The sequence below is a fragment of the Reichenbachiella sp. genome, assembly GCF_039941815.1.
GTDB lineage: Bacteria > Bacteroidota > Bacteroidia > Cytophagales > Cyclobacteriaceae > Reichenbachiella.
In genome coordinates this window covers 175,704-188,795 of sequence record NZ_JBDVDW010000014.1, presented here as the reverse complement: position 1 = coordinate 188,795, position 13,092 = coordinate 175,704, and the positions used below count along the sequence as shown (strand labels likewise).

The 13,092-nt window shown below is 40.4% G+C and carries 14 protein-coding genes; 9 read left to right on the top strand and 5 right to left on the bottom strand.

Translation table 11 applies throughout. The features are described 5' to 3' along the window. Positions 1 to 115: 115 nt before the first annotated feature. Positions 116 to 331, bottom strand: a complete 216-nt coding sequence (locus ABJF11_RS01740; RefSeq protein ID WP_348117564.1) for a hypothetical protein — start codon at positions 329 to 331, stop codon at positions 116 to 118. Positions 332 to 486: 155 nt separating this feature from the next. Between ABJF11_RS01740 and ABJF11_RS01735 the strand changes: the two genes are divergently transcribed. The 8 genes from ABJF11_RS01735 to ABJF11_RS01700 all read left to right on the top strand — a co-directional run bounded on the left by ABJF11_RS01735 (position 487) and on the right by ABJF11_RS01700 (position 8,986). Beyond that, positions 487 to 1,113, top strand: a complete 627-nt coding sequence (locus tag ABJF11_RS01735) for a hypothetical protein (RefSeq protein ID WP_348117562.1) — start codon at positions 487 to 489, stop codon at positions 1,111 to 1,113. A 500-nt stretch (positions 1,114 to 1,613) separates the two neighbouring features. Beyond that, complete coding sequence (locus ABJF11_RS01730) at positions 1,614 to 3,197, top strand: peptide chain release factor 3 (protein WP_348117560.1); 1,584 nt, start codon at positions 1,614 to 1,616, stop codon at positions 3,195 to 3,197. 206 nt (positions 3,198 to 3,403) lie between these two features. Then, complete coding sequence (locus tag ABJF11_RS01725; RefSeq protein ID WP_348117557.1) at positions 3,404 to 5,884, top strand: DUF5686 family protein; 2,481 nt, start codon at positions 3,404 to 3,406, stop codon at positions 5,882 to 5,884. Further along, a complete protein-coding gene (locus ABJF11_RS01720; protein WP_348117555.1) occupies positions 5,884 to 6,621 on the top strand; it encodes an RluA family pseudouridine synthase in 738 nt (245 codons plus the stop codon). The genes ABJF11_RS01725 and ABJF11_RS01720 overlap by 1 nt, the downstream gene beginning before the upstream one ends. Before the next feature lie 3 nt (positions 6,622 to 6,624). Beyond that, positions 6,625 to 6,939 (top strand): DUF6787 family protein, encoded by a 315-nt coding sequence (locus ABJF11_RS01715; RefSeq protein ID WP_348117552.1) that lies wholly within the window; start codon positions 6,625 to 6,627, stop codon positions 6,937 to 6,939. Next, a complete protein-coding gene (locus tag ABJF11_RS01710; protein WP_348117550.1) occupies positions 6,932 to 7,903 on the top strand; it encodes an aminodeoxychorismate synthase component I in 972 nt (323 codons plus the stop codon). The genes ABJF11_RS01715 and ABJF11_RS01710 overlap by 8 nt, the downstream gene beginning before the upstream one ends. Beyond that, positions 7,887 to 8,480 (top strand): aminotransferase class IV, encoded by a 594-nt coding sequence (locus ABJF11_RS01705; RefSeq protein ID WP_348117548.1) that lies wholly within the window; start codon positions 7,887 to 7,889, stop codon positions 8,478 to 8,480. The genes ABJF11_RS01710 and ABJF11_RS01705 overlap by 17 nt, the downstream gene beginning before the upstream one ends. Before the next feature lie 269 nt (positions 8,481 to 8,749). After that, positions 8,750 to 8,986: a hypothetical protein gene (locus ABJF11_RS01700; protein WP_348117545.1), complete on the top strand. Its 237-nt coding sequence runs from the start codon at positions 8,750 to 8,752 to the stop codon at positions 8,984 to 8,986. Between the two features lie 52 nt (positions 8,987 to 9,038). Here ABJF11_RS01700 and ABJF11_RS01695 read toward each other — a convergent pair whose 3' ends face one another. Both ABJF11_RS01695 and ABJF11_RS01690 read right to left on the bottom strand, forming a co-directional pair. After that, positions 9,039 to 10,064, bottom strand: a complete 1,026-nt coding sequence (locus ABJF11_RS01695; protein WP_348117543.1) for an alpha/beta hydrolase — start codon at positions 10,062 to 10,064, stop codon at positions 9,039 to 9,041. A gap of 115 nt (positions 10,065 to 10,179) precedes the next feature. Next, complete coding sequence (locus tag ABJF11_RS01690; RefSeq protein WP_348117540.1) at positions 10,180 to 10,527, bottom strand: 4Fe-4S binding protein; 348 nt, start codon at positions 10,525 to 10,527, stop codon at positions 10,180 to 10,182. 107 nt (positions 10,528 to 10,634) lie between these two features. Between ABJF11_RS01690 and ABJF11_RS01685 the strand changes: the two genes are divergently transcribed. Then, positions 10,635 to 11,636 carry an acyl-CoA reductase gene (locus tag ABJF11_RS01685; RefSeq protein WP_348117538.1) on the top strand — a complete coding sequence of 334 codons (1,002 nt, stop codon included), beginning with the start codon at positions 10,635 to 10,637 and terminating at the stop codon, positions 11,634 to 11,636. 1 nt (position 11,637) lies between these two features. Here ABJF11_RS01685 and ABJF11_RS01680 read toward each other — a convergent pair whose 3' ends face one another. Next, positions 11,638 to 12,531 carry a cation diffusion facilitator family transporter gene (locus ABJF11_RS01680; RefSeq protein ID WP_348117536.1) on the bottom strand — a complete coding sequence of 298 codons (894 nt, stop codon included), beginning with the start codon at positions 12,529 to 12,531 and terminating at the stop codon, positions 11,638 to 11,640. Between the two features lies 1 nt (position 12,532). Beyond that, complete coding sequence (locus ABJF11_RS01675) at positions 12,533 to 13,075, bottom strand: pyridoxamine 5'-phosphate oxidase family protein (RefSeq protein ID WP_348117534.1); 543 nt, start codon at positions 13,073 to 13,075, stop codon at positions 12,533 to 12,535. Positions 13,076 to 13,092: the final 17 nt, after the last annotated feature.

Below are 13,092 nucleotides of genomic sequence, written 5' to 3'. Positions count from 1 at the left end.
CGGAAAAGGAGGATTTTTCGGATAAAAGTGACAATTTGAACCATATCATATTTCCATATGACAGACTCTATCTCCTGGCTATCTACTTGGGAAGGTAATTATCCAAAGAGCTTGACTAGGCCTTTTTCATCAATTTCAATATACCATAGAGGCCGATGGCAATACCCAAGCCCAAACATGTATAGTATGAAAATTCGCTCATAGTATAAGAGCCGCTAAAGGCGTTGCCTATTACTTTGCCTAGATTTTTGGGTGAGTGGGTCTGAGCCCAATAGATAAAAAATACGCCAATACCGAGGAGTATGATTCCGATGGATTGATTCTTCTTCATGACTTGGTTTTTAGTGATTACTATCAAATATACTATCAAGGTTACAAAAACGAGTATACTGTAGAGCTCAATTCTCGCACTCATCTTTAAGGTAATAAGCAATGGGGGATAGGGCTAGTAAATTTGTCTCATATGATAAATAGACTAACCTCGCTATGAAACGACCATCCAACCTTCTAAGCTCAGTCCTTGTTTGTATTGTATTATGCGCTTCTTCCTGTGCTGGTACCAAGTATGGAAGACATTTCAATTATGCTAATAAAGGTTCCATAATTCAGCATTCGACACCAGTGGATACTTCAAAACCCGAACCGACTGCTAGTATTGATCCTTATACAGGCCTTGATCAGGAAGTCAAAAGCATTACTGAATCCCAAAAACCTTCTGCGCCATTATCGGAGTCTCGCATAAACCCACAGGAAACGACCAACCACCATTATCCAACTGGAGAGCACTTCGCGAAGGTCGGTAAAATCAAAAATAACAAGCCAGCTAAGGAGGGGCGTAAAATGGAGCCTATTGGACTCGCTTCATTTGGCTTGTTTTTGCTGACAGTGCTTTTACTTTTAGGTGAAGGCGCAGTAGGATTGAGTACAGGTCTTGCTGCTATATTAGTTTTGGTTTCCGTGATTGGGGCAGGATTGAGCTACGATAGAATTGCGAAAAACAAAAAAAGGTGGAAGGGTAGATTTTTTGCAGGGTTTACTATAATTGCTGGAATGCTCTTTCTTTTGATGTTAGGCGTAGCGTCCTTATTCAACTCAATTTTTGGAGGCACTTAAACCTGGATTATGCATTAGGAATCGTGATGAAAGCTATAAAGCGCAAAGAAAGAGGCACTTATATTGAATCACCATAGCACCGCTATGGTGATTCAATAAATATATGTTTAGTGTCTATTTCAAAGTGCTTTATGATTGGAATAGATTATCTAATGCATATTTCAGGTTAAAGTTTAGTTTTTCTAGATGCACTTCGGATTACTAAATTTTTATTTCATTTTCATGCCCCATGAGTATTAGCAAATTAATCTATCTACTTTTCCTCACATGTCTGCACTCGTATAATGAATAATTTGATAATTTCATCTAAGCCTTTCACAAAAAAAGTCTTCCCTGAATTTAAGTTAGGAAAGGAAATTTGATCTTCGATAAATTATAGTCAATCTTTACTGGATAGTAGTGAAAGCTAAGAACTCTACTATCTTTGCGCCCCGAATTGACTATTGAATTTGGCCTTCGATTGCTAATTCAGTCATCATTACATAATAATATATAAGCCCATGAGCTTGACAGCAGAGATCGAAAAACGAAAAACCTTTGGAATTATCAGTCACCCAGATGCAGGTAAGACCACACTGACTGAAAAGCTTCTGCTATTTGGTGGTGCCATCAAGACGGCAGGGGCTGTAAAATCCAACAAAATAGATCGTCATGCGACTTCGGATTTCATGGAAATTGAGAAGCAAAGGGGTATTTCTGTTGCCACATCGGTTATGGGCTTCGACTATAGGGGACGGAGAATAAACTTGCTGGATACACCTGGTCACCAGGATTTTGCAGAAGATACCTATCGAACGCTCACCGCAGTAGATAGTGTGGTACTTGTGGTAGATTGTGTAAAGGGAGTGGAGATTCAGACAGAAAAACTGATGGAGGTATGTCGGATGAGAAATACTCCGGTGATGGTATTTATCAATAAACTGGATCGGGAGGGACAAGATCCATACGATTTGCTGGATGAGATAGAGGCTAAGCTCAATATCAACGTCAGACCGCTGAGTTGGCCGATCAGTATGGGTAAGACTTTCAAAGGTGTATATAGTCTGTATGAGAAAAAATTAAAGCTGTTTACGGCAAGTAAGCAGCAGTTGGATAAAGAAAACGATATCAGTATTGCCGATATCAACGATCCTGTCCTGGATGAAATGATAGGTGAGAATTATGCCAAGACGCTCAGAGAAGATGTGGAATTGGTAGATGGCGGATACCCGGAGTTTGACATAGAGGCCTATCGTAATGGTGAGGTGGCTCCCGTATTTTTTGGTAGTGCGGTCAATAATTTTGGAGTGCAAGAATTATTGGATTGTTTTATTGATATCGCACCAGGTCCGGCACCAAGATACACGGAAGAGCGGCAGATATTACCTGAGGAGAACAAGTTCTCTGGATTCGTGTTTAAAATCCATGCCAATATGGATCCCAAACACAGAAACCGTATTGCCTTTGTCAGAGTATGTGCTGGGCAATTTGCCCGTGGTAATAATTATTATCATTCAAGATTGGATAAGAAGCTAAGGTTTTCGAACGCTACTGCATTTATGGCACAAAGCAAAGAAGTGATAGATGAGGCGTATCCTGGTGATATCGTAGGGCTCTATGATACCGGCAACTTGAAAATCGGAGATACACTCAGCGAAGGTGAAAAAGGCATGTACAAAGGGATTCCAAGTTTCTCGCCCGAAATTTTCAGAGAGGTGGTTAACATGGATGCCATGAAGACCAAACAGCTAGAAAAAGGTCTAAAACAACTAATGGATGAAGGGGTAGCTCAGTTATTCACCTACGAAATGGGAGCTCGGAAAGCAGTAGGTACGGTAGGCGCACTGCAATTTGAAGTGATTCAGCATCGGTTGCTGCATGAATATGGAGCGACTTGTAAGTTTATGCAAATGAATCTTTACAAAGCTTGCTGGATAAGCAGTAACGATAAGAAAAAACTGGATGAATTTATTGACTCCAAGTATCGCCATATTGCAAAAGACAAGGACGGAAAACTGGTTTTCATGGCCGAGTCAAAAGCATGGTTGCAGATGGTTCAGGATAATTTTCCTGAAATAGAATTCCATTTTACGAGCGAGTTTTGAGTAATTTCACATCAATTAAAAGATTGACGTACGCAATTTGTTTAAAGTATGTCTTATTAAGCGCAGCAGAGTTAAGGTTAACCCAAATTAGAGTAGTTACGTTTTAGGAATTTGATTGTCTTTGACGTACGTGATTAGAGAAGCATAGTAGTCTCTATCTCGACAAGATTTAGCAATCAAGGTCAATCAAAATTTTGCCCATTTTCATGAATACCATTTTTTTAAGAACTTTACTTTTTCTATTTTCAGCCAGCTTTCTTCTCCTTTTAAGTTCGTTTCAGACTCATGCTCAAAGTATCTCAGGTAGAATATTCTCTATAGAAGATGACGAGAAAGAAGCTTTGACATTTGTAACAGTGGCTATCAGCGGTACCAGCACAGGTACTATATCGGATATAGACGGTCGTTTTATTTTGCAGCTCCCTGCCGGATTTGATGGTAAAATTACCTTTCAGCATGTGGGATATATTAGACGAGAGCTTACCGTCGCAGAAATCAGATCCAATCCAACTATATTTCTTGAGAAGGAAGTGACAGAACTGGAAGAGTTGGTTTTTGAGGCAGGTGAAAACCCTGCTAATATACTCATGCGAAAAGTGATTGAAAACAGAAAGAATCATGATCCAGCCAGATTTCCACAATACAGTTACAAGTCGTATACAAAAGATGTCTACCACTTAGACGCCGATAGCAAGACGGCAGATTCGCTGGCTCGTGTGATCAAAGAAGAAAAGCTCCTGAAAAAACCGAAAAAGGATAGTACTTCTTTGAAGTTCATCAAAATCGACAGCGCATTTGATACCAGACATTTGTATGTGTCTGAGTCTGTATCTGAAACCAAATTTATAGAACCAGGACTCAAGAATGAAACCATTCTGGCGACACAAATATCAGGATTAAGAGGAGGCCTCTTTGCCGCATTTAGCGGATTGTATCAACCCTTCGGCTTCTACAATGATATCCTCGATATCTTTGACAAGGACTATATCAATCCGATCAATTCTGCTGGTTTATCTCAATATGACTTCTATATAGAAGACACCACCTTCTTCGAAACTGACACTGTATTTGTAGTTAGTTACACCCCAAAAAAGAACAAGAGATTCGATGGCCTGGAAGGCCTGCTGTGGGTGCACTCAAAGGATTATGCATTGACTAATGTGACGGCCAAATCTTTGGTGGCTAATTCCAAAATTGACGTAAGTATTCAGCAACGTTATGATAAGATTCTGGGACAGTGGTTTCCCGTCCAACTTAATACCGACATCATATTTAAAGAGCTAAAATTCTATGGCAGAAACCTAATTCTTGAAAATAGGCGCTATCTCTCTGATATCAATTTGCAGACCAATTATACCCAAAAGGACTTTAGTGATATAGGTATTACACTAAATAGAATCAACAACAAAGAACAGAAGTCTATTCTGGATGCCAATCGGGCGGTACCACTTGACTCTATGGAACTCAGGACTTTTGTTGCGGCCGATTCCCTTTATAAAAACTTACGAGTGGTGGAAGGTGTGGCAGAGTCTGTGCTGACACTCAGGCTAAATTTAGGGAAAGTCGACTTACGCGTGGATGACTTTTTAGGTGTCAATAGTTATGAGAAATTTAGGGTAGGAGCCGGGCTGGAAACCAATCATCATTTTTCCCAAAGATTGACTTTGGGGGGGTATGCCGGATATGGAATTTCAGACGAAGAATGGAAATATGGCGGCAATTTGAAATACGAGTTCGAAAAAAGAACAGATACTTATGTGTTGTTTACCTATCAGAGAGATCTACGAGAAGTGGGCACGCAACGGTTTTTTGAAGGAAAAATTTCTAGTATTGATGACCTGATCCGCTCTTTTCAAGGCAACTTATTTGATAGGCATGAGACGTACAAGCTGAGTCTGAACCGTAGAGTAGCACCATTTCTATATGCACAGACCAGTATCTCCACCTCACAGCAGCAGTCTACTTATAACTACAGCTATGACAATACCGATTATGCTAGCAATTTCTTCGAAATCAATGAGGTGTCGTTCTCTTTTAGGTATGTGAGAAATGAGCAATACCTAGACTTATATGGTAAAAAAGTACTATTTGACTACGATTTTCCGGTGTTTAACTTCAAGTACAGTCATGCAAACACTGGATGGCTCAACGGCGATTTTGATTATGATCGGTTCGATGCCAGCCTGGAATACAAGAAAAAGTATTTTCTAGGTAAATCCAATGTACTGGTAAGGGCCGCTTTTGTATCTGGTGACGTTCCCTATGGACATATGATTACTGGATTGGGTAATTCTACCTCCAAGCTCAGTGTACCAGAATACTTTCAAACCATGGGGATTTATGAATTCCTCTCTGATAAGCAAATTGGACTGTTTTTTAATCATAATTTCGGCAACTTCCTCATCTCCAATCGGGTAATGAAACCTGAATTTGTGATTTACCATAACGCGGGATATGGCACTTTGTCTCATCCTGAGCGACACCAAGGCACCGAAGTAATTTTTTCAAGCATGGAAGATGGGTATTTTGAATCCGGTATTGGAATCAAAAAATTGATTAGATTAAACTTCGTTGATGTAGGATACATAGGTTTCGGTTTTGATACCATTTTCAGACATGGTGCCTATGCATTGTCTTCTACCTCGGACAATTTGTTTTTTAAATTTAATATGAAAGTCAACTTGTAATGAATAAGCCCTTTATCGTATTGTATGAAGACAATCATCTAATGATTGTTGATAAAGCGGCCGGTATACTGGTGCAAGGTGACAAAACCAGGGATAAACCACTGCTTGATTATTGCAAGGATTATATTAAAAACAAGTATAATAAACCTGGCGACGTGTTTTTAGGGACCGTGCACAGATTGGATAGACCTGTGAGTGGAGCTGTGGTATTTGCCAGGACGTCTAAGGCGCTTGAGCGAATGAACAAGCTCTTTAAAGACAGGAAGATCAACAAGACTTATTGGGCTGTGGTGAAGGCCAAACCACCTAAAAAAGAAGACAAGCTTGTGCACTATCTGATCAAAGACGAAAAGATAAATAAAACTACTGCCTACGATGTACCAAAAAACGGAGCTCAAAAGGCAGAATTGAGCTACAAGGTACTGGGTAAACTCAACGATCATTATCTGCTGGAGGTAAAACCCATAACCGGAAGACCTCATCAAATACGAGTTCAGCTAGCCAGCATCGGTTGCCCCATTCGTGGAGATGTGAAATATGGATTTATCAAGCCAAACCCAGATGCTAACATCAATTTGCACGCAAGAGCACTGGATTTTCTACACCCGGTAAAAAAAGAGCCAATCAAGATAATAGCCGGACTGCCAGTAAATGACTTTTGGGAGCAGTTTCTTGTGCTGGACAAATCAGCAAAAGAAATCGGAAAAAAGGACAAATACATGAACAAACTCTATTGATAAATGAGTTTTTTGCAGACACTAAAAAAACGGTGGAAGTTTCACAGCATTTGGAGAGTGGTACTGGTGCTGATCGTATTTGCATGCACGGGATTCACTGTAATGTTCCTTAAAGCACCAGCACTTAGGTTTTTCGATGTCAGTGAAGAATACCAAACCCTGTTCACTATTTCCTATTACATCTTAATTTGGCCAGTATATAATATTATCCTACTTGTTTATGGCTTCCTTTTCGGACAATTTGACTTCTTTTGGACTTTCGAAAAGAATCTATGGTTTCGAATGACGGGGCAAAAGCACAGGATCAAGAGTGAATAAGGAAGCATCCATTCAGGAAATAAATAAGTTAGCAAAAGCCGGAATCCCATTCCTGTTGATCACTGATTTTAAGGGCACCCAAAACCATGTATTAACTTTGGATCAAATCGATCCCGAAAACATCCTCTATGATATCAACGGGGTTAGAAACTTTGATGATACAAAAATACGTAGCCGACCAATTCGGTTAAAAAAAGAAGTAATTGCCCCGGAAATATATCAATCAAAATTCAATCGAATACATAAAGAAATCGCGGCAGGAAATACATATCTGCTCAATCTCACTCAACCTACCAATATAGAAAGCAGCTCGACACTGAAAGAAATATTTTATCAAAGTAAGGCAAAGTATAAGCTCTATTTTCAAAATCAGTTTGTCGTGTTCTCACCTGAGATATTCATTAAGATTGAGAATAGAAAAATGTCCTCATATCCGATGAAAGGAACTATCGATGCAGACTTGGATCGAGCTGAAGAAAAACTTCTATCGAGTGCAAAAGAAATGGCAGAGCATGCCACTATTGTCGATCTGATACGAAATGACATGAGCCAGTATGCAAGCAACGTGAAAGTTGAGAAGTTTAGATATATTGAAGAAATCAAGACCAATGAGAAACACTTGCTACAGGCGAGTTCGAAAATCATTGGGGACTTACCTGCTGACTTCAAGCAGAGGCTGGGGGAAATGATATATTCGTTACTTCCGGCCGGGTCCATAAGCGGGGCACCCAAACAAAAAACGTTAGAAATTATTGAATCTGTAGAAGGATACGATAGAGGATACTATACAGGCATAGTGGGCTATTTCGATGGCGAAAACTTTGATAGCGGTGTGCTGATTAGATATATTGAGAATAAGAATGAGCAGCTCACTTATAAGAGCGGAGGAGGGATTCACTTTCTGAGTGATTGGGGATCCGAATATCAGGAAATGATAGACAAAGTATATGTGCCGGTTCATTGAAAGCATAAGATGTGATAGTGGCCTGGCCAGACAACTGCCCTTGCATCAGCAGAGAGTAGATCAAACTTTTCATAAGCACTTCCCGCACAGCAGACCATTGAACCTCAAAAAAATTATTGAACCGGGAAGTTATCATCAAAAGCATAAGTGCCGGATTGAATATGGTGAAAATGACTATTCTATAGCATATAGTCCATACGAAACCCCTTTGATCACCAGTTTGAAAGTTGTCGAAAGCGATGAAATTTCATATTCCTACAAGTCTATTGACAGGCATTTGTTGGGCAAACTCTATGAGAGAAGATTGGAAAGTGATGATATCATCATAGTGAAGAAGGGTAGGGTCACTGATAGCTATTTTGCCAATCTGGCTTTTTATGATGGTGGTGAGTGGTATACCTCTAATTCACCTTTGCTCAAAGGAGTAATGCGAGCCAGCCTCATCTCCCAGGGCAAGTTGAATGAAAGGTTGATTACAGTCGGTGACATCGCAAGGTATGAAAAGGTTTGCCTGATCAATGCCATGCTGGATTTGGATCAAATGAGTTTACCCACAAAAGATATAATAATCTCTTAAGTGTTTTCTTTATAGCAGAGTCTATAAGCTAAACAAGACGTTTGGTGAAATGACAATAAGAAGAAGTTTGATTGTGGTTCTTGGGGTACTGGTAGCCTGCCTATCCTTTTTTGCCTGAGTAGATGCACAAACCGAATACCAATATGACGGCGAAGTAGATGTCAATGACTCCAGAAGACTCAGTTTATGATTGGAGAAAATTTTAGCTCGTCGGAATTAAGAAACTCAAATCCTGAAACTATGTATTTCGTGGGCTAACTTTGTACTCTATGGATAGAAAAATCAAGCTCATATGGGACATGCATGGGCCTCATGCCAAAGGAACGGCTGAGCATCATGCAGTTCATTTACAAGAATATGCTGAGCGAGCCGATATTAGCACGTTTGGAGTAGGTACCGAGGATTTTTCTGACCTTCATAGCATGGCCTTCATGACTGTAGAGGAGAAGGACATGATTACTGTTCGCGATGCACTCAAGCCTCAACGCGCAGAGCTGGCTGAATAACTAATTCTGGATGTCTTACAGTAATTCGGTTTAGACAGGTTTCCCAATCACTTTATTCAGCATACAATGAATCTTCAACTATCGGTTGAAGCATCAATACTTCTTCTAAAAAAACGCTGGTCTCGTCTATAACACTTTCAACGTCTTTGGACTGCAAGTCAGAGGCCATTACGTGATTGCCAACATCCGCAAATGCTATGACTTTCTTTTGATCTTTCGGTGTGCTGGTTTTAGAATCAAAGTCAAGTAGAGCAGGAATGGATATGACATGATCAGACTCCTCTTCATTTTTGTAATAGTAGCCAATGAAATATGGAGAAGATATCTTCCTAAACACCTCATCTTGCATGGTTTGATCCAATAGATCCTGAAGCGCCATCAAGGCCTCCGATCGATATTTTAGAGTCCAGTAGGTCTCTACCTTTGTTCCATACCATTTGGCAGCTCCCTCTTTATATGGCCCCACAACAGATTTTGTCAGTTGCGCACCCCAGGGCATATTCAGAAGTTTGGCAGTCGGGTCGTCTATTGCTGTATTAGGAGAGTATAAGATCTGAGCGGCCACCAGATCAGGATTATTGGCTGTGAGGTATATCGACAATGTACCGCCGGTAGAGCAGGACACCAAGATGACTTTTTCTCCTATCAACTGCCCAATGGCTACTGCTTCTTTTGCTGTGTTAACCAGTGAGGCCGGAGTCAAATCTTTGAAAGATTCAGTGCCGCTCAATCCATGCTGAGACAATCTGGCGAGATAAAGATTGCATCCATATTTTTTCGCAAGCCGGACATGTACTGGGTCAGATTCCATGACCCCGGCAGAAAATCCATGAAGATAAACCATAGCATAGGGAGTTTTCCGGACCGAATCGGCCCAAATAATTCGAGATTCGTTTTCAGGCTTGATATTGGAAAACTTCCGTTCAGCATCTGCAATGACACTATCGAGCTGAAAAAGTGGAACATCAAGCGCTGCGATAGAAGCATCCACCCTGGCATATTCGGGGGTAGGACCTAGCCAATAGATGATATTTAGAAGTACAAGTAAAGTGAGGAGGGATATTGCTGCTTTCTTCATAGCTGAAAGGTCGTTTACAAAAAGGATATATTCAACTATATCCCATCAAGACACAAAAAAACCACATCGTGAGCATGTGGTTTGTATCATAATATTGGATTATTGTTGGATGCTACTATTCGTTGTGCAACCAGGCTTTTTTAGCTAAAAGCTCTTCCTCTGTTTCTACATAATCTGGATCGTCTACACAACAATCCACGGGACAAACAGCTGCGCACTGTGGTTCTTCATGGAATCCGTTACATTCGGTACATTTTCCAGGAACGATATAGTACAAGTCATCATCGACGGGCTCTTGTGGTGCATTGGCATCCACCTGAGTACCGTCTTCCAGTTCAACTTCGGTAAGGCTCGTACCGCCTGCCCAATCCCACTCAATCCCACCTTCGTAGATGGCAGTGTTGGGGCATTCTGGCTCACAAGCTCCGCAGTTGATGCATTCGTCGGTAATAATAATTGCCATTTCCCTTTATTTATTTGTCCTTAAAAATAAGTGTGCAAAAATAAGGATTAATTTTGCCTGCCAAAATGATTGGCATATTAGTTTATCTATACTGATTTAATTGATTTATGTTGTTGAATGACAGAATAAAATCCTTTGCGGCATTAGGCACCCGACTTGAGAATTGGTCATCACCCGATCGAGAAGAACTTCTGCTCAAAGCGGGCAATGAAAATTCATGGTTTACCAAGGAACATATCAATTTAGCCATAGATGGAATTGGCAAATTTCTAAATACTTCAGCCTTGACCGAATGGTCTGGTCATTACAGTATAGAAAACCTTACCTCAAAGAAGGTGGGACTGATTACGGCAGGTAACATTCCTTTGGTTGGCTTTCATGATATATTATGTGTATTGATCTCTGGTCATCACTTACTCTTGAAAATCAGCTCAAAGGATCAAGCTTTGACCAAATTCATTTTGAATCAATTGATTGCTATAGATCCCTCGTTTGAGTCTCGAATCACCATCACAGAACGGTTGAACGACGCGGATGCATTTATTGCTACTGGTAGCGATAATTCGGCCAGATATTTTGAGTACTATTTTAAGGATAAGGCGCACATTATTCGTAAAAACCGATCTTCCGTGGCTGTACTAACTGGCAGCGAAACCGAAAATGACTTTATTCGACTAGGTAAAGATATATTTCAATATTTTGGACTGGGATGCAGAAACGTATCCAAAGTATACGTACCTGAGGGTTATGATTTTGTGCCATTGCTCGATGGATTGAAATCCTTTGAGCCAGTCATTCATCATCATAAGTATCGCAATAACTATGACTATAATAAGTCAATCTACCTGGTCAATAGAGTGCTACATCTGGATACCGAATTTCTACTTGTCAAGGAAAGTGAAGAGATGATCTCACCCATTTCTGTGCTCTATTATCAAACATACAAAGACGCTGCTGAATTGGCTTCTTTGCTCGAGGCAAACGAATCGAAGATTCAATGTGTTGTAGGGAAAAGTGAGAGGCAAATTACTTTCGGTGAGGCTCAACTGCCCAATCTCCATGACTATGCCGATGGGGTCGATACTATGGATTTTTTGCAAAATCTATAGTTTAGCAATCCTCCAACTCGCAATGCTCATCCGGCGTTTCTAATTCGATCGTGACATGATTGATTTCCCCTGCTCTTAGAATATTTCTTGCTTGAGCTTTGATCTCTGAGCCTCGTTCTAAATCCACTGATCGGTCGAGAACAAGATGCAAAGTCATGATATGATAGTTGCCATCCATAGACCACGTGTGCATATCATGAACTTTAGTAACCGATTCAATTTTGAGTAGTTTATTTTCTAAAGATTGAGTATCGACCTCAGGTGGGATGCTCTGTAGTATAATCTTTAAACTATCTTTCAAATTGCGAAAAACGTTGAAGAGTATATAGCCGGCAATGAGCATTGATAAAATCGGGTCAATGATGGGAAAATCGGTCACCCTCATGATAAGGCTTCCGATCAGCACCGCCACCCAACCCATCACATCTTCGAGCAAATGCAAGGACACAACTTTTTCGTTGGCCGTCTTACCCTTTCTGGTTTTTAGGACTGCAGCTCCGTTTACAATCACTCCTAATATAGAGAGAAGAATCATGCCGTTGGCATTAGGTTGTACAGGAGCTAGAAGTCGGGGAATCGTTTCATAGAGTATAAAAACTGAACCTAAGAGCAAAACCAGGGAATTGATAATGGCGCTAAGTACAGAAAACCTTTTATATCCATAAGAATAAGTGAGTGTCCGTCCACGATGAGATATTTTTTGGAAATACCAGGACATACCGAGACTCAAGCTGTCTCCCAGATCATGAATAGCGTCGGAAATAATTGCCACACTATTGACATAAAGTCCTCCTATAATTTCTATGATGGTAAACCCCAGATTTAGAAAGAAGGCCGTTTTGATGTTGTCTACATCATGGTGTAAAGAATCGTGTCCGTGATGGTGGTGAGGCATTTTACACTTTTTGTCCTGTCGGTAACCCGTCCAATGATACCATATTCTTTTCTTGCCAATATTCTTTCACTTTATCACGACCTTTTTTATCATGAGCGATATTTAATAGGTCTCTATGCTCTACGAAATCTAACAATGGAACCGCCATCCCACATGAATGCTGAATCGACTCAATGTCGACTAAAAATATTTGTCTCGCTCCGGTATTTTTCTCAAAAAGCTGTCCATACTGACTCCATTCTTTGTCCTGCTCGTAGATAGCTTTGGCTATGCCATAGATACGCATGATATTTGGTTTGCCATCAAACGCGCACATCATAATTGTCATTCTGTTGGTTTCAAGTATATGAGCCGCGGTTTCGTTCCCGCTTCCCGTGAGGTTTAGCCAGGCAACTTGATTGGGGCTTATGATTCTGAAGGAGTCGAGCCCTTTTGGGCTAAGGTTAATTTTCCCGCTGGAAGCAGCAGTCGCCACAAAAAACATTTGTTGAGCTTCGATAAATGCTCGGGTATTATCGTCGATAGACGTTAGGAATTTAGCCATATGTAAATGATAGTTCT